Genomic DNA, 18,078 nt, shown 5'->3' on the forward strand with positions numbered 1-18,078 from the left:
TCGGCTCCTTTTATTCCGGCTGCGGTCGGAATCGCTTCTGACCCGTTTGATCCCATCATTTCCAATAGTCCTGCAGTCCATCCGCAATGGCGGCTGCTGCCTTACGCTGGTAGGACGTTGTACGAACCTGTGCTTCATCACGCTCGTTGGTAAGGAATCCAAGCTCCACGAGGGCGGACGGAACAGCATTTTCCCGCAGAACATGGTAGTCGCCGAATGCAATGCCATTGCTCTTGATGCCTGTGTCTGCTTGGCCAAGCCGGGTTTCGATTGCCCGCGCAAGCGGCTCATCCTTATCCTTCGAGTAGTAGAAGGTGAGCGTTCCTGATGTTTGCTTCGGAGAGGAATTATAGTGAATGCTTACGAAGGCAGAAGCGCCTGAGGTTGAAGCTAATCTGACCCTCTCGGCAAGAGATGGCTTGCCATCATCGCTTGTCCGTGTCATAACTACCTTAGCACCGCGTGCTCTTAATTCCTCTGCCAGATACATGGAAGTGGACAGGTTAATTTCCTTCTCAACAGTTTCATATGTAGTACCGATCATGCCGGGGTCACTGCCCCCGTGGCCAGGATCGACCACGATCGTTCTTCCACTGAGAGAACCTGTGGAACCTCCACCGCTTATAGAGGCTGTGGTCACAGCCAAGCCGGCTGATGTGCTGGTGAGCGCCACATAATCCGCTGACACCCAGCCCTCTTCCTTTGCTTCCGTACGTATCTTGAGCCAGCCTTCACGGCTTTCCAGCACGATCAGAAGGTCTCCCTTCTTCACCCCGGTTACAACCCGGTACCCTAGCCCAGGGCCCGACCGGACACGCAGCGTATCCGCTGTTACGGTGGCGTTTGTTCTGCTCGTGCTTACAGCCGCCGCTGTGGATGCCTTACTGCTTCCAGATGCGGTTGTAACAGCTGCTGTCTGAACGGCGGCACCATTTACCTTCTTAAGATAATAGCCTGCCACCCATCCGGTTACATGCTCGTTCGTTACGTTCATCCACCCATGCGTTTCCTTGGTTACTCTCACCAAGTCGCCACTGTTCAGCTTTCCGACAACCTCAGCGCCTTTGGCCGGTTCACTTCGTACATTAAGTGAATCTGCATAAACCTTGTACAGAGTGCCCGTTGTTCCGGCTGCGCCGAACGAAGACCATGTCAAGCTCACAACTACGCATACAACAAAGACTGTCAACATGAATGCTCGCATAATTACCTCGCTTTGTTGGTAGAATGTTCTATCATTATATCAATCTTGGCCGCAGGGTCAAAAGGTTCGTAGATTCCAATTGACCAAATTACTTCCGTGACGGCAAAAAAAAAAGAGAACGGCCCTTCTGGAATTAACCAGAATTGACCATCCTCTAATCGGCTCAAGTATAAATTATTCTATTTAGGGCTCTATCCCCCACTCCAGACTGCCAGATATATAGCCAGTAATCCTGGCTGCATCCACATGACTCGCCGCAGTGGCATTGAAGGAATAGTCATCGGTCTGGGTGTAGGTGCTCCAGTCATTACGTTCCAGACGGCCACATTTCGAAGGTTACTGTAGCATTGCGGTCAAACATGTTCGCAAAATCCTTACGGAAGGTAACCGTGCTCTTATTGTCATACGTATAGTCGCCGCCCCATTCCAGATACTTCGTCCAGTTGTTCACCTTATCCACTGGCTGGCCGGTCTCATCCACCGCCCATGCATGCTTGATCTTCATGCCGTTATAGTTGAACGGCACCACGAGATCGCCGGTGAACGGCTGTGATTTATTAATAAGGAGCGGCTGCACCGTTGCTGGCTTGTAACGGATGACATTGACCTCGTTATCCGCGCCCTGGCTGAACTTGAAGGTCAGCACCGCCTGCTGGCCCAGCTTGCTCGCATCCAGAATCTTGTTCAGATAGCTTGCCTTCAAGGTAAACGTTGTGCCGCTTACCGTGTAATCCATACCGCGCGTAAGCCTGGCCGTACCATTGTATACATCTGTCAGCGTGTTGCCGTACAGATCCAGCGCTGCTGTAATATCCGTTACCGGACTGCCTTCGCGGATATAGAACTCACCCGGCCAGACGAAGGAATTCGGGATGCCCTGCGCGGCGTTAAGAATGTACTTGATATAGTTATCCGGTTTCATCTTCAGGTTCACTCGGTCAAAGCCGCTGTTCCAGCCGTCATCCCAGAACATGGTGGTAATGCCGTTCTTGTAGGCTTCCTTGTTCACGTTATCCATGAAGAAGCGTGCTTCCGGCCAATAGACGATGTCGCTCATCATCGCATATTCGCCAAGGATAACAGGAATGCCCTTCGCCACATATTTGTCATGCAGCTGCTTGAAGATGCCCGCCACGCTTGCCTTGTTCTCCGGCGTATTCCATACCGGCATATTCCAGCTGTTCGAGGCGAACTGATACGGATAGTAATGTACCGTTACAGCTACATTGGGGTCATTCGGTGCGGTGAAGGACGCCAGCATTTTCTCCGGGTCGTTCCACTCGCCGCACACAACAACAAGCCGCTATATCATGTAAGCGCATTCATTAAGTGCCTTCATAATTCTACAATTTTCATTAGTAAATTACAGATTTCCCAATTATTTAAGATGTTCTCAGGAAACTCTCCTCTTCACTGAACTTCTCTAACAACGCTCACTTTCGTTACAGAACAGAATCGGCCTTTTGAAGGCGAATAGCGATGGTAAGGTTCATCAAAGTTTTCGGCCGGTTTCACTTTGCTAAGCAACGTCTTCTTCAGATTTTGACAATGGAAGAGGGGCGTCCCTAGGTCCTTATGACTTCTGAGACAGCCCCTGCTTGACCGGCTTACCAGCCTCTTATCTCCTCACTAACCCCGAACTGGTGTCCGCGATCTTCGACATTCATGTGTCATCAGACCCTCCCGTCTGACACCTTCATCAATCAATTATGTATGCGGCCCATCATTCATTCTTCAAGGAGGATCTTATTCTGCTGCCAGCATGTCGACAAACTTGATATCGGCCGGGGCAAAATCAAACATGCGAAGCTCATTCCGCGCAACCCATGTATACCGGTCATGGTCCGTCAGCTGCACTTCTCCCCCCTTATAGGCAGCCATGCAGGCATGCAGGCGTATGACACGCTCCCCATAAGCATGGATATTCGTACCGAGAAGCTCGCCGGGCTCAACGTCCAGGTTCATCTCTTCCAGAAGCTCCCGCTTAATGCAGCTCTGTACCGTTTCCCCCTCTTCCAGCTTGCCGCCGGGAAACTCCCAGAGTCCCTCCTCAGGCTTTCCCTGCTTGCGCCGGGCAATAAGGATATAACCGCGTTCATCCTCTATAACTGCCGCTCCTACGTCAATCACTTGATCATCTCCTTAGTTGAACAACGAGCCAAGAACCGCACCAATCCGGTCCTTGATCAGCAGCCGCGCCCGGCTGTCATACGGTGTCTCCGACTGATTAATAAGCACCAGCTTATTGCCTGGGTAATAACGGACAAGGCCTGCCGCAGGGTTAACTGTAAGCGATGTCCCGCCCACAATCAGGATATCCGCTGCTGCTATTGCGTTGGCTGCTTCCTCAAGCACGTCCATGTCCAGCATCTCTTCATACAGGACGACATCCGGCTTGATTGTCCCTCCGCATTTGGAGCAAACCGGTATCTCGCCAGACATTTCCAATACATCTTCCAAGCTGTAAAAGGCCTTGCAGTCCATACAATAATTCCGCTGTACGGAGCCATGAAGCTCTAATACACGCCTGCTGCCTGCCGCCTGGTGCAGCCCGTCTATATTCTGCGTAACGACCGCACTTAAACGGCCCTCCTGTTCAAGTCTGGCAAGCGCCAGGTGGGCAGGATTGGGCTTCGCATCCCGGTAAATCATCTTGCTGCGGTAAAAGTCATAAAATTGCGCCGTATGCTCCATAAAAAAACTATGACTCAAGATCCGCTCAGGCGGATACGCCTGCTGGTTCTCCATCTGATACAAACCGGTGGCAGAGCGGAAGTCCGGAATATGGCTTTCGGTCGAAACACCCGCCCCTCCGAAAAACACGATCGTGCCCCCGCCATCAACAAGCTGCTTCAATTCATTATACCGATCCTCCACTGACGTTCCCTCCTTAACCTAGCCTATAGAGCTATTGTATCACCCCACATCCCAGGAGCCAAAAAATACGGCTTATCCGCAGCAAACCCTCCTTTTCCTCCTTGTACCATGGGAGCCTTCACGGTATGATCAGCATAAGGAAATAATAGGCGGTGATTACCATATCTAAATTTATTCAGTCTTATGCCCGGCATCTCTCTATAGGCTCGCTGGTTCTTCCTTTAGCCTGTGTGCTCCTTCTCCTGGATGCGGGGACCAGGTCCGGCAGTGTCCTTTGGCAGCTCGAAGAGGCGACAGGTCTCCCCCCGTTCAACGTACTTCTGTATCTTAGTTTAATGGCTCTTGTGATCAGCGTCGCGGGGTTATTCGGAGTGAGAAACGGGAGAACCGCGGCAGTCTCTACCGCAGCGATAGTACTTAGTATCGTCTTAAGCGCCTTCTGCTCTATCATGGTGCTGTTCGGTATGATCTTCCTCTAACAACCCACACACCGGGTACAAAAGAAGCGCCCCCGGACAATGAACATGCCGGGGAGCGCTTGTTTTTTGTGTATAGACTAGGCCTGATCGAATTTCTCTACAATCTCCGCATAGGACAGCAGTCCCGTGTGCGCATAGACCAGATCGGCCTTCGCCAGCGTTTCCTCTGACCCTATGCCTACCGCAAACATGCCTGCGCCTTTAATGGCTTCAACGCCTACAACCGCGTCCTCTACACCTATACATGCCGATGGCTCTACGCCAAGCAGCTGCGCGGCTGTCAGGAAAATCTCCGGGTCCGGCTTGCCTCTCTTGATTTCGGCAGCATCCACGATGACATCAAATTCATCCTTCAGCCCTAGCGATGCCATAACCGTAAAGGCATTCCTGCTGACCGAAGCAAGCCCAAGCTTCAAATTCCGGCTGCGGATCTCAGCCAGCAGCGGCGCGATTCCCGGCAGTATATCCGCCGGTGTAATCTGCTGGATCAGCGTACCGTAATGATCATTCTTCTTCGCCGCCAGACTGGCCTTCTGCTCAGGCGTAAACTCGTCTTGACGGCCGCCCAGCACAAGAATTTTCTCCAGGGATTCCATTCGGGATACACCCTTCAGTTCTTCGTTGAATGCCCGGTCGAATGTAATGCCAAGCTCTTCGGCCAGCGCCTTCCAAGCCAGATAGTGATATTCCGCCGACTCTGTAATGACGCCATCGAGATCAAAGATAAATGCCTGCAGAAGCTTGCTCATAGCGCCACCTCTGCCTTACGTTCAATGGCTGCTTTAACCTCACCGTTCGCTGGCAGCGTACAGCTGACATTGTACAAGCTGAAGATGAGCTCCGGACCTTCTTGAGATATTGTGACATTCTCTTTATCCACGTTAATCGTGAGATAATGCCCCCGGTATACAATCTTGAAGCTGTAACGGTCCCATGCATCCGGAATGAACGGTGCAAAGGAGAGCGACTCATTCGCTGTACGCATGCCCGCGAAGCCTTGGACAATTGCCAGCCACGAGCCTGTCATGGACGTAATGTGCAGGCCGTCCTCGGTATCATTGTTATAGTTGTCCAGGTCAAGCCGTGCAGTCCGGTTGTACATTTCATAGGCTTTCTCCTCCATGCCCAGCTCTGCAGCCAGCACGGCATGAATACAAGGGGAAAGAGAGGATTCGTGAACGGTCATCGGTTCATAGAATTCGAAGTTGCGGCGCTTCTCCTCCATTGTGAACTGATCATTCAGGAAGTAGATGCCCTGCAGTACATCCGCCTGCTTGATAAAGCAGCTGCGAAGGATTTTGTCCCAGGACCACTTCTGGTTAAGCGGCCGGTCCTCCGGGCTAAGCTTATCTACCGTCTTCAAATCTTTATCAAGGAACGTATCATGCTGAACGAATACCCCCAGCTCCTCGCTGTACGGGTAATACATTTTATCGACAATCTCCTGCCACTTGGCGGTTTCTTCGTCCGTAATATACAGGTTGCGCACACGGTCGCCGTAGCCGCCGCTCTTCAGCTCCCCGACAACCTTCAGTGTGTATTCCAACGTCCAGGCTGCAATGCGGTTCGTATACCAGTTATTATTGACATTATTCTCATATTCATTAGGACCTGTCACACCGTGAATCATATACTGGCCCTTCTTCTCATGATAATGCACACGATCCGTCCAGAACCGGGAAATGCCCGTCAGAACATCAATGCCGTATTGATGCAGGTAGTCGTGATCTCCCGTATAATTCACATAGTTGTACACGGCATAAGCGATTGCGCCGTTGCGGTGGATTTCCTCGAAGGTGATTTCCCACTCGTTATGACACTCTACGCCCGTGAAGGTCACCATCGGATACAGCGCTCCCTGCAGGCCCTGCTGGCGCGCATTATGATAAGCCCCATCCAGCTGGTTATGACGGTAGATCGCCAGATTGCGGGCTACCTCCGGCTTGGCAGTGGACAGGTACAGCGGAATGGCATAAGCCTCCGTATCCCAGTAGGTTGCACCGCCGTATTTCTCCCCTGTAAAGCCTTTAGGACCGATATTCAGGCGTGCATCTTCCCCGTAATAGGTGCTGAACAGCTGAAACAGATTGAAGCGGATCCCCTGCTGTGCTTCTGCATCGCCTTCTATTTCGACATCGGCGATTTCCCAGCGCTGCAGCCAGGCCTGCTGATGCTCATCCAGCAGCTTCGCATAGCCCTTGCCCTCTGCACGCGCCAGAATTTCCCTGCCTTTAGCCGTCAACAAGCCAGCTTCGTGGTCCCGGTCAGTCGTTACAGCCACATACTTATAAAGCGTCACCATCTGGTTTTGCTCGGCTTTCACGTCTACACGGTTCTCTACATATTTCTCCTGCTGAGCATGGGTTACACTAGTGACAGGAGCATCAACGGCAACCTTCATAGCAGCTGATACCTGGAATCTTGGCGCCTCGAACGGATTTTCCTTTGTCTTGACGGACAGGTGCGCTTCATATTCCCCTGCATCTCTGTCTACCCCGAGCCAGAAGTCTTCCTCATAGTTGGAATCCTCGTTCCGCACATCCCCATCCAAATACGGTATGAAGGTAACTGTCCCGCTATAATTTTTCGGTGTCACCGAGTAACGAATCACCGCCAGTTCTTTCTCCGCAAGAGACAGGAAGCGAACAGCTGTTATGTCGGTTTCCTTCTCACCCTGCAGAATCGTGAAGGTACGCTTCAGAACGCCGTGCTGCATATCCAGCTCCCGGTAGTAGTTCTTCACTGTCGCATTGTGCAGGTCCACTTCCTCTCCGTCGATTAATACGCGGATACCGATATAATTGACCGAGTTGATCACCTTGCCGAAGTAGTGAGGATAGCCATTCTTCCACCAGCCCACGCGTGTTTTGTCCGGGAACCAGACACCCGCAATATAAGAACCGCGGTGCGAATCACCAGTATACGCTTCTTCGAAGTTCCCGCGCATGCCCATGTGTCCGTTACCAAGGCTCATTAAGCTCTCCGCCAAGCGAAAATCTTCCTTATGAAGCTCTTCCTCAATAATTTTCCAATTGTCCACTTGATTAAGTCTCTTCATGGTTTGCACACCCTTTTCTCTAATTAGCAATTAGGCAAACGTTTGCATTAAACAGTGCAGCTTTTTCGTTTCTAAGACCGATTATAATGAATTCACAGCAAAAATAGAATGCTTTTCTACAAAAATTCTTAGATTTTTTTATTTTCTCTCGAAACTAAACCCCCTTTTGTGCAAACGTTTGATTAAAGGTGGATTTCCCTGCCCGTCCGCAGTCATCCCTGGACAGCAACCGCTCCAGCCCCCGGACAAAATCAAAGCTGCAGGTGCCTTAACGTCGAAGAGAGCACCCTGTAGAAGCGCCCCCTTCACCTATATCACCTGGGTATTCCGCTTTCCGGCTTCCTATTCCCTCAGCCAGCCAGCTCTTCATTATTCCTGTAATATTCCGCTGATAACATACTGTTCAGCTCCGTTGTGAAAGCCAGCTCCACCCGGTAGCCTGTTCCGTCAGGCTCTGTCGTCAGAATCCAGTAGGTGCCCCGTGCACCCGCCTCATCCAGACTGTCCCATACGACCACGAAGTGCCAGTTATCCCCATAGCGGACATCATAGTCCTGGACACGGCTTTCCACCAGTTCCTCCCGGTAAAGCGGCTCAATGACCAGGGATTCCACCGTACCGATACGATTGACCCAGTCTGCGAACGGCTTCATCGCCGCCTCGTCCTGTCTGGCAAAATAACTTTCCTTACCGCCGGCCGCTGCTGTGAAGGCAGCTTCATTCCCCTCCTGTGCCGCCTGATATAGCAGCGCAACCATGTGCTCTGGCGGCAGAATCGGTGTCGTATAGATTTCCGACAGGAAACGTCTGTCCTCGATAGCAGCCCGTATACCGGCATCAGCCAGCTCTTCCTGAGCAGCGCCTGCGGCCAGGCCAAAGGCACCTTCATAAATTGACACCCGGTCAACAACCTTCGCACCGCCTCCCAGCGGTGTAACCACCCATAGGACCCAATCAGACTTCCGCTGCTCCCTTACGATCTCCGCCTGGCTGCCGTATGTATGTTCAAACTCCTGCAGGGTAGGCGCTGTTAACAGAAACTTGTCATACAGCTCCAGAGTACGTTCGGCAGCAGACACCGCGGATGCTTCTTCCTGAAGCTCCTGGAGACTTTCCGGTGTGAACATCACACGAGGTATCTCCGCAGTCTGCGCATACTCTGTGCGGTCCCCCCGGGACAGTGCCTCATGCATTGCCTGGACTGTCTCCACCGCCAGAAGCGGCACGGGACGATCACTCTCCTGGACCTGATTGGAAGCAAGTGCAGCGGTTGACGCAGGTGCCGCAGTACGCCCGGCGCCGGCAGATAAGATGCCGACCACACCTGATTCGGCTTCTGCTTGTGATCCTGGGGATGGCGGCACCACCTCCGGCTGTTCCGCATATTTATCCGAGCATGCCGCCAACATGGACAGAGACAGCACAATAGAGACTGCAACCGGTACAATGGTTCGTATTCGCCGTTTCTTCTTCATAGCAGACCCTCCGCTTACATAAATGAGAGAATGTAACTAGTTCTTATGTCTCTATTCTAACACAATTATTACAAAATAGGTCTATCCATGTCGAATAAAATAACAAAAAAGACACTGCTTTCGGGATTGACCCGTCCTGCAGTGTCTTTCTCATTCTTCATTCTTCTATGGACCCGTTAACATATGCCTCGGGAACTATACTTCCTCATCCGTGCTGATCAGCGTATGCAGCAGCCAGCCGTCTGTTTCGCTGAACACCACCTTGTATTTCGAGATGAACTTGCGGTTCTTGGACGTGCCGTCCTTAGAGGTAATCATATACTTTTCGGCTGTTGTCACCTCGTAGGCCCCGTCGCTCACTTCCTCTGCCTTCTGGACCTTAACGCCCAGCAGCTCCTCGGTAATGCCCTTCTTCTCCAGATAAACGATATAATCCGCAGATTCCTTGTAAGCCGGTCCGGAAGGTTCCATCAGATGGGATACATAGCTGAAGTCCCGGTTATTGATCGCCTCAACCGAGGCGTTTAGATAATCCTTCATGAAGACCTGCATCTGTTCGAGAGCTGACCCCACAGACGCGGAAGCTGCAGCAGCGGCGACCCCGCCATCAGCCCAAACGCTGGTGTACAGCGCTGGCTTCTCTTCGGTATGCGTAACCATATGCTCATCGTTGAAGCCATAATTATTTTCGACTAGCTCAACCAGCCACGTCTTGGCCGATTCATCATATACAAGCGTAATCTCATACATATTCGACAGCTCTTCAAGGACTGGCTCTTCATCTGGATAGAAGTGATCCTCCTCGACATGCTCACGTGTATTAAGCGTCACATACCAGTGCCCTTCACTCCGGTAAAGCCGGAAGGAGTCCAGGTCAAAGTCCGTAGCCATATATTTGCCGGCATAACTGTAACCATGCTGCTGGTTGTACTCAACGCTTTCCTGCAGGCCGGCTTTGTAATCCTCTGTCGCCGTCGTCATTCCATCCACCTTGCCTGATGTGAAGGCTTCTAGGAACTCACGTGTGTTAAGGACCACCAGATCCATAATGCCCTGTTGAAAATCCTCGTTGTCTGCAAGCTTGATATCTACGTAGCTGTCCTCAATCGGCGCCTTGCCCGACTGCATCTTGCCCCATGGATACTCCACCTCGATGGATGCTGTCATAGAGCCGTCCGTTAAGACCGGGCCAATCATAGACTGCTCGAACGGATTAACGCCGGTATCGTTATCATTAATGAACAGTATGGCTTGAAGACCCTCTGTATCGTCCAGCCCGGTATACACGGATATATCTTGTCCCTCCAGATACAGGTCTGCTATTTGCTTACTGCCCACTGCGACTAGACTAATCTCCTCTGTGCGGGAAAGCTCCATATAATGGCTCTTCAGCTTCGCTTCCAGGTTGTAGATTCCCGGCACATAAGGACCGAACGTCTTGCTGTAGTCAAGCTTGTCGGTCACCGCCAGCTCCTTGCCGTCCAAGAGCAGGCTGACATCCTTATAGTTGGTCTCAAGCGTCAAGTAGACAGGTTCGACGGTCAGCTCAAACTTGTCGAAGATGAGAAATTGTTTGCCCTTCTTCTCCAATACAACCAGACCATCCAGCCCGTAATTATCCCGGGTACCGTAGTAACCGTTTGTCAGCGACGCATCCTCATCCATTCGGGATGACTGGCGCTGAAGGCTGGCGGCCACCTCCTTCACCGCATCCGGATTGGCGTCTAAATAACGCATGAATCCTGCCACCGATTCCTCATTGATCGCCAGCCGCTCATCGGTTGAAGTCAGATAACGGGCAGCAGCCTTGGCATCCTGCTTATTAAGCGCCTGCTCAAACCCGGCGATCAGCCGTTCCTTGCCAGTCAGATGAGCGCCGATCAGATATCCTGCCACAAGTAGAATAACGAAGGATGCACCCACTGCAAGTTGAATCTTTGCTTTCCTCGGTAGCGGTGCTCTTGGCTTGGCCACCACCTGCTGCTGCACCGTTCGCTGCTGCCCGGTCTGAGACTGAACTGTACTGGTAGAAGCAGATGTACCGCAGGATTTACAAAATTGGGCCCCTTCCGAAAGGGCAGTACCGCATTCCCGGCAATATCTCATGTTGTCCTATCCTCCAATAAAGTAAAGTGCACACAGTTGCTATTAATAGGAGGAAAACGGCAGCTGTCTGACAATCTGATCAACGAGAAAGGATGCCATCAGTATAAGGGTAATGAATGTCGCGACATAAGTTAAGACCGTCCCATAAATCGCATCCAGACCCGTACCTGGATTGTTATTAAAGCTGTTTACAACGAAGGCGGGAACGGTAAAGATCGCCCCGACAAACCCAAGCAGCAGGAATATGCCGAGCAGCGATGACTTCAGGGCAGCGAACACGAAAGCAACGACAAGCAGCGCGACGAATGGTACGAGAAAAGCTCCGAATCTCGCAGCCACTTCCTTGAAGCCTGCCTGGGACTTGGCCAATCTGACAGCAGCGAAGCAGTAAACCGTGACAAGCATCATTAAGATAGCGTAGGTAATAGCAGGTTTAATAACCATGCTGCCGAACGATGGCTGGAACCGTTCACCAAGTGTTAATGCATAGAACATAAGCGGAATCAGGACGGCATACAGCACAATGGTAATAATCCCGTTCACGAACTGCTCTCCGCCCATCTGGCGTCCTGCTGTATAAGGGCTCTTGAGCGTATTCAGAAAATAGTTCAGGTACATCTTGGAGCCGGATTTCGCCTTCTGCAGGTAAGGATTCAGCTGGTCCGTCACAGTTGGTCCTGTGCTGCCTGGACCTGCTTGCGCCTGTCCTCCCGGATGAGCAGCAGGCCCGGAAGCTGGCATAGCGGAAGCTGCCGCCGTCTCTACTCCCGCTGAACCAGACGGCATTAGTCTCGTTCCGCATTTCTCGCAAAAATTACCGCCTTCACCGGTGTGTCCACAATTTGAGCATTGCATCATAATTCCCTCTCATTTCATCGAAAGTATGGAATCCCAGGCTGCATCAGCCCGGATCATTCCTATCATTTTCCCCTAATATGGGTCAAAGTTCCTTCCTATTATGATAGAGTCGAGTAATTTTGACAATGATTTATCCTACTTTTTTCCTAATTTAATCATTGAAGATGATGGCTGCGGCACAAAAAAGAGAGCCTCCGCCAGCTGCGGAAGCTCTCTCTTCGATTCTTTCACCCCACAATGCCCATCATCCCGTGTACAATGGTTCAGTTATACGTTCCGGCTCCATTCCGTTATCAGCCGCTTGGCCAGTGCGGTCAGATTGTTCGCGGCAAGCTCTGAAATATGATCATTCTTCGTCTTGCCCTGCAGCTCTGACAGGAACTTCTCCATGAACTTGATCGCCTGCTCATATGAGCCCTTGTCTGCGTGGTGAAGGGCCTGTTTTAGCGAGTTCTTCAGCTTGTCAGCTACCGGGCCCTTCACATCGCCTGCTGCAATGTAGCCTGTCAGCATGCTGCACAGCTCATTCCTTGAATCCGGTGCAGGGGCTGCAGACTCGTGCAGCGGCACTTGCGACCAGTCCATATCGGAGGCGAAATAGAAGCTCGGGTAGGCCGGCTGGTTGTAGCCTGAATTCTGCCAGGCAATGCCGGTACGGTACTGTGCGTCGTGCATCAGCGTATAGAGCTTGCGGTCCGTCACCTCTGTGCTCAGATAAATGCGGATCGCCGAGCTGTCCACGGTGCGGACAAGCAGCTCTTCACGCCAGTCGCCGAAGATATCGGCAACGAGCGACGGATTGCCCTTCGTATGGTTATTCGTGCGCGTTCCTTCCGCGGTCAGAAGGATGCCGCGCTTCCAGTCGCGGATAACCGGTGTGGCATCGATTGCCCCGTCCACGATCTGGGTCGTCATGTTGGCCGCCCACTTGATATTCATGTTCGTACCAGGCATTGTGGTTCCGATCTGCTCGCCATCCGCCGTCCACAGGCCGACTGCCCATGTTTCCAAGCCCCGGTGAGCCGGATCGATGTCGCCTATCATACCGCGGCCGGTATCCTTACCGGTATAACCGCCGTAGATGACCTCGCCCGTCTTGGCGTCACGCAGTGCATAACCGTACGGTGCCCAAGGCCCGCCTTCGAAGACCATGAAGATTTCCAGCCCAGGCCGGTCTGGATCAATATCAGCAACATGCAGGGCATCACCATGGCCAAGTCTCGCTGTCGTTCCAGGCGCTCCGCTTTGCGGCGGCATCACGTCCATGGAGCTGTACAACAGCGAGCCGTCATGATCAATCGTTGCCCCGCCGTATATAATTTCATGCTTGCCGTCCCCGTCCACATCTGCCGTGCTGAACGAATGCGCTCCCTGCGTCGTAATCGTTCCGAATTCCGGATCGGTTCCGTTCCGCCCATGCGGTCCGTCGTTGAACGGATTGGTCATCGGCGTCCACCCGCTGTCCACATACCAGTATTCCTCAAGACTCTTGCCGTTCCAGCTGTAGGAAACAAGCGTGGTACGCGTGTAATAACCTCTTGCAAACACCGCATACGGCTTCTTACCGTCCAGATAGGCTACTCCTGCGAGGAAGCGGTCCACCCGGTTGCCCGGCTCGATCCGCGACATCGCATAATCGCCCCACATGAGGCCGTCGTCATGGCGGCCGGGCTTATAATGGATGGTCTGCAGTTCGGCTCCCGTCTGACCGTCAAAGACCGACAGATATTCCGGCCCTTCCAGAATGAAGCCCTCGAATGCCCGAAGGTTGTTGCGAGCACTGCGGGAAGTCGCATACACATCTACAAAGTAGTCCGCAAGGCTCTCCGCATCAGCGCGAGACAGCGGATAGGAGTAGCGCTGTTCAATTCCCCAGCTTTCCTCCAGCGTCTTCGGCCAACTGCCGTTTACAACCTCTTCGTGCCTATGCCAGCCCATGAACATCTTCACCAGATGCTCATAGTAGCCGCTGCTGCTCATCCGGTAATCATCCGTATGGCTGTAGCCTGCCGCAATATCGTCCTTCGGCATCGTAATGAACTTTTCCGAGGTGACATTCCCCTCCCGGTCATACCGGAGGATTTTGGTTCCCGGTGCGGTCTTGAACATAAGCTCTGCCCTGTTGTCCCCGTCAAAGTCGTATACCATGAACTGTGTATAATGAGCGCCAGAACGGATATTGACGCCAAGATCAATTCTGTACAGCAGCGTGCCATCAATGGTATAGCAGTCAATGTAAGTATTGCCCGTGTAACCGACCTGTGAGACATCCTTCGAGTTGGAAGGATCCCATTTAACGAAGAACTCATACTGTCCGTCGCCATCCACATCCCCGACACTCATGTCATTCGCGCGATAGGTATAAGCTTCACCTGCGGGGGTTACACCATCCTCCGGCTTGGTCAGCGGCAGGTCATAGTAGCTGTCAGCCCAAGGCGATACAGCCTCGCTCTGATCAATCTCCCTGCCGCCTGATACGGCAGCTACATGATACTTGGCATTCACACTTCCATCCTTATCCAGGTAATTCGTGCTGTCCGTTACGGCTGCAATACGCTTGCCATCACGGTAAACGTGGAAGTCCGTTCCCGTCAGGCCGCCTGCCGAATAACCTGTCGCTTCCTCTGCCAGCAGCCGCCAGCTGAGGAACACACCTTCCGATGTATGGGCGGCGACGAGCCCCCTGTCCAAGCTCTCCAGCTGCATGCCTGTACGCTGACCGCCTTTCTTGCCCTGAAGCTCCGCTGCGGTTAAGCCAGAGGCCCCCGTCAGCATGAGCGGTACCGTCAGAGCCGCTGTAATAATAGTCCGAGCTATCGAAGATTTACCCCTTGCTGCCATCCATGATCACCATCCTGTTCGTATTCATGGTTCAAGTTCGTCATCCCGTCACTCCCCTGGCAGCCGCCCGCTCTGATGTCAATTTTCCCTATAGCCAACTTCTGATTGCGCTTACATTCCTCGTGTCAGCTTCACCTCCAGCGTTAGCTCTGACCTGCTGGTCCTTTCGATTCCCTTTTCATTATAGATTCACCAATCGTCCCCACACATGCAAAAATCCGAGTTTTTATGTGAAAAAACAGAGTTTCGGCAGGCTTAATCGTCCCCCTTTCCACTTATTAGCAAATTGCTGAGCCGCATTGCTTTCAAGTGCCAGCTGTTACAAAAAAAGCACCCCGCAGGCCATATAGGTCCTGCAAGGGTGCTGGGTGCTACCGATGCTGGTACATGAATCGTTCCATATAATACATGAACGGACGATTGTAATAGCTGGAGAAATACATGTCGCTGCCATGACTGGCCAGCGGCATTGAGATCAGGGCAGCCCCGCTGTTCCCTGCTGCTTCATAAGCCTCCTGGAACGCTTCCGCGATCTGTGGAGCCACAATCCCATCATGCGTGCCTTGATAGATTAAGGCCGGGGGGCTGTCTTCCTCCACCAGCAGAGCCGGATCGCTGAGTTCCTCCGTCCCGTCTATTCCCACATACCCCGGAAGACCATTAGCCGGATAGAACGGAATAATTCCCTTCACGGTTAGCCGCGGATCGAGCATCTCCTCGTATTCACCGCCAGCCATGGCAAGGGCGGCCGCATTGGCGAGCTGCCCGCCGGCTGAACCGCCTGAGATGAAGACTGAGGAAAGGTCTGCTCCGTACTCCTCCGCCCGGTCAGCCATGAACGTGGTGAACAGCCCGATATGTCTCACCATATCATCTATGGTGAAATCGCCAACGATATTGTCCGGCACCTCCGCGTAATCGATGAACTTCTTTTCACTGCTAAGACCATACTGAACGTCGAATACGACATAGCCCTGAGCGGCAAAGTACTTGTTCACCTCGGCGAAGTTGCCCGCACCCTTGTCCCCGATCGTCCAGCCGCCGCCGTGAATCCGGATCAATACAGAACCGCTGCCCGGCAGCTGCTCAGATGAATCTGCAGGCATGTACACATCGTAATGAAGCTTAATGCCTTCATCGACGCCTTCAGTCCCCTCGTAATAGACGATATTCTCCTCCACCGTATAACCGCCAGATGGTGTGCCATAGAAGTACTCCGGAATAGAGAAGGGAATATCCATGAATGCTGCATGCACCAGTGTATCCGGGTTAGTCCCGAACGCCCGCTCATACTGCGCATCCGCACTGCTCAGCATGGACGGCACCCGGATCAGCGGCAGAAACAAGATAATGACGAGCACAGCGCCGACAACCCGTACCACACGATTAAACCACCCGCCGGAATGGTTCCGCCGTAGCTTAAGCAGCAGGGCCGTGGCCCCGAGCATCATCAGCGCCAGGAACATCGCATATTCAGGCACCATCACTTCCAGAATACCCGCACTTTCCTTCGTCAGCAGCTCATAGCTGATATAGATGCCCGCGAGCAGAATCAGACAGCACACGACCATCACAGCAATTCTCACCGAAATCTTGAGGCGGCCCGGACGGTCGGTGAACCGGAACATGATTTCCTGCTCAGGATAACGCAGCTTATTCAGAGCGAGCAGCCCGCCGAGCAAAAATAGAAGCAGCATAATGGCAATCGCCAGCGGACTTCTGGATGTCAGATTCGTCACCTCCGACGAAGCGCCTGTGTTCATAGCCGGGACCAGCAGCATGCCTGCCGTATGCAGGGCAAGATAGCTGTACGCCAGTCTTCTGTTCTGTTCCCCCCTCGCTGCCATAATCGGGTTGCCGATCAGTACAACCAGCATCAGCAGTCCGTACGCATTCCACAAGCCGCCAAATTTATCCGGCATGACCGTGACGAACAGCAGGCCCCCAGCCAGCGATATAACATTGAAGGCCAGCAGTACAGCAATAAGTACCGCGCCCAAGCCTGTCCTTGCCCCTGGACGAAGCGAGGTTTGCGGCGAGATTCCATAGTACGCCATTGTTCCAAACTCCCCCTAAGCGTGTGCATCGATTATGTATTCCAAGTCGACAGAAACTTACACCATTATATTATCCTATCAAAGATGGCATAGCCGGGGCAATGTTTAGGAGAGGAATCAGCATAGGAACAAGGTTCGGCAGCCCTATACTATGGCTTGCCAGCCGCCGACCACATCAGTCCGACAAGCAGAGGATACAGAATAAACAAACCGACCGTCACAGCGGATAACCAGCGGATCAGCAGGGTTTCTCTCGTCCTCTTGCCTACCAGAGTAAACACGAAAGCAAGACAGAATCCCGCCATGAACAAGGCATACAGCGTACTGTTGGTTATTCCGATATTAATGTTCATCGTGTACAAACCTAGGAAGATTGCGGACAGGATAAACATGATTCTGGCCCCAAGAATTTTGATGCACCTCCAGCGAATTTACAACCTATCATCCATATATGGTTGTATATAGTAATATACATCACCATATGTAACCTTCACAAAACATCCTTCCCATTCAACGAAGGAAAGGCCACCAGTCACACCGGCAGCCTCCATCTTTTATGCATCCCATCAGACGGGCCTTCCCGCTCTTCTACTGTCCCAGCTGCTTAAGCTGGTCAAGCGTACCTGTAATTTCGTTCAGCGTCTGCGCCATAGGCGAATTCTGCAAATCACCCAGGTTAATGGTGTTCTTCTCCAGCTGCTCCAGATATGTGTTAACCTCGGCAAGCAGCGTTGCATTGTAGCTCATCAGCTTATCATGAACATTCTCCGCAAAGGCAGGTGCCGATAGGTCGTTAAACTGAATTATGTCATTCTTCATATCCTCAAAGGACCGCTGTAGCTCATCTCTTGCCGCAGGGTCCAGCAGTGCCTGCTCGGCCCTGTAGGGAAGCGACTCAGCAAATGCAGCCGCGTCCGTCACATATGAAGTTGCCTCATTAACATAATCCAGCGACTGGTCTACCTTTTCAATCAGCGAACAGCCCGAGGCAACCAGCCCTCCGAGCAGCAAGAGCACAGCCATCAAGGGACGTATGAATGCGTTCATTCCACCAGCCTCCTATTGTTGTGAAACCCGATCCTTACCCTATACTACTCTTTAAGCTTAGACGAGGTTTCGTTAT

Annotated in this window: 13 protein-coding genes; all 13 read right to left on the reverse strand. The window is 52.3% G+C overall.

Annotation, left to right across the window (positions count from 1 at the left end; all coding sequences use genetic code 11):
- Nucleotides 1–55: 55 nt before the first annotated feature.
- A complete protein-coding gene (locus DNH61_RS18895) occupies nucleotides 56–1,204 on the reverse strand; it encodes an N-acetylmuramoyl-L-alanine amidase family protein (protein WP_111148259.1) in 1,149 nt (382 codons plus the stop codon).
- A gap of 307 nt (nucleotides 1,205–1,511) precedes the next feature.
- A complete protein-coding gene (locus DNH61_RS18900) occupies nucleotides 1,512–2,495 on the reverse strand; it encodes a X2-like carbohydrate binding domain-containing protein (protein WP_146241086.1) in 984 nt (327 codons plus the stop codon).
- A 455-nt stretch (nucleotides 2,496–2,950) separates the two neighbouring features.
- On the reverse strand, nucleotides 2,951–3,334 hold the full coding sequence (locus DNH61_RS18905; RefSeq protein ID WP_111148263.1) for a (deoxy)nucleoside triphosphate pyrophosphohydrolase: 384 nt from the start codon (nucleotides 3,332–3,334) through the stop codon (nucleotides 2,951–2,953).
- Between the two features lie 12 nt (nucleotides 3,335–3,346).
- On the reverse strand, nucleotides 3,347–4,081 hold the full coding sequence (locus DNH61_RS18910; RefSeq protein WP_111148265.1) for an NAD-dependent protein deacylase: 735 nt from the start codon (nucleotides 4,079–4,081) through the stop codon (nucleotides 3,347–3,349).
- Nucleotides 4,082–4,637: 556 nt separating this feature from the next.
- Nucleotides 4,638–5,309 (reverse strand): beta-phosphoglucomutase, encoded by a 672-nt coding sequence (pgmB, locus tag DNH61_RS18920; protein ID WP_111148269.1) that lies wholly within the window; start codon nucleotides 5,307–5,309, stop codon nucleotides 4,638–4,640.
- Complete coding sequence (locus tag DNH61_RS18925; protein WP_111148271.1) at nucleotides 5,306–7,618, reverse strand: glycoside hydrolase family 65 protein; 2,313 nt, start codon at nucleotides 7,616–7,618, stop codon at nucleotides 5,306–5,308. The genes pgmB and DNH61_RS18925 overlap by 4 nt, the downstream gene beginning before the upstream one ends.
- Nucleotides 7,619–7,968: 350 nt before the next feature.
- Nucleotides 7,969–9,093, reverse strand: coding sequence for a hypothetical protein (locus DNH61_RS18930; RefSeq protein WP_111148273.1), 1,125 nt, complete (start codon nucleotides 9,091–9,093; stop codon nucleotides 7,969–7,971).
- A 195-nt stretch (nucleotides 9,094–9,288) separates the two neighbouring features.
- Nucleotides 9,289–11,199: a zinc ribbon domain-containing protein gene (locus tag DNH61_RS18935; protein ID WP_111148275.1), complete on the reverse strand. Its 1,911-nt coding sequence runs from the start codon at nucleotides 11,197–11,199 to the stop codon at nucleotides 9,289–9,291.
- 42 nt (nucleotides 11,200–11,241) lie between these two features.
- Nucleotides 11,242–12,057, reverse strand: a complete 816-nt coding sequence (locus DNH61_RS18940) for a zinc ribbon domain-containing protein (RefSeq protein WP_146241088.1) — start codon at nucleotides 12,055–12,057, stop codon at nucleotides 11,242–11,244.
- 267 nt (nucleotides 12,058–12,324) lie between these two features.
- Nucleotides 12,325–14,898 (reverse strand): rhamnogalacturonan lyase, encoded by a 2,574-nt coding sequence (locus DNH61_RS18945; RefSeq protein ID WP_111148278.1) that lies wholly within the window; start codon nucleotides 14,896–14,898, stop codon nucleotides 12,325–12,327.
- A 371-nt stretch (nucleotides 14,899–15,269) separates the two neighbouring features.
- Complete coding sequence (locus DNH61_RS18950) at nucleotides 15,270–16,955, reverse strand: alpha/beta hydrolase (protein WP_111148280.1); 1,686 nt, start codon at nucleotides 16,953–16,955, stop codon at nucleotides 15,270–15,272.
- A 149-nt stretch (nucleotides 16,956–17,104) separates the two neighbouring features.
- Nucleotides 17,105–17,347 carry a hypothetical protein gene (locus DNH61_RS18955; protein WP_111148282.1) on the reverse strand — a complete coding sequence of 81 codons (243 nt, stop codon included), beginning with the start codon at nucleotides 17,345–17,347 and terminating at the stop codon, nucleotides 17,105–17,107.
- Between the two features lie 196 nt (nucleotides 17,348–17,543).
- The gene (locus tag DNH61_RS18960; RefSeq protein WP_111148284.1) at nucleotides 17,544–18,002 is read right to left on the reverse strand and encodes a DUF6376 family protein; all 459 of its coding nucleotides are present in this window, start codon (nucleotides 18,000–18,002) and stop codon (nucleotides 17,544–17,546) included.
- Between the last annotated feature and the right edge of the window lie 76 nt (nucleotides 18,003–18,078).

Origin of the sequence: Paenibacillus sambharensis (assembly GCF_003233845.1) — a bacterium.
Taxonomy (GTDB): Bacteria; Bacillota; Bacilli; order Paenibacillales; family Paenibacillaceae; genus Paenibacillus_I; species Paenibacillus_I sambharensis.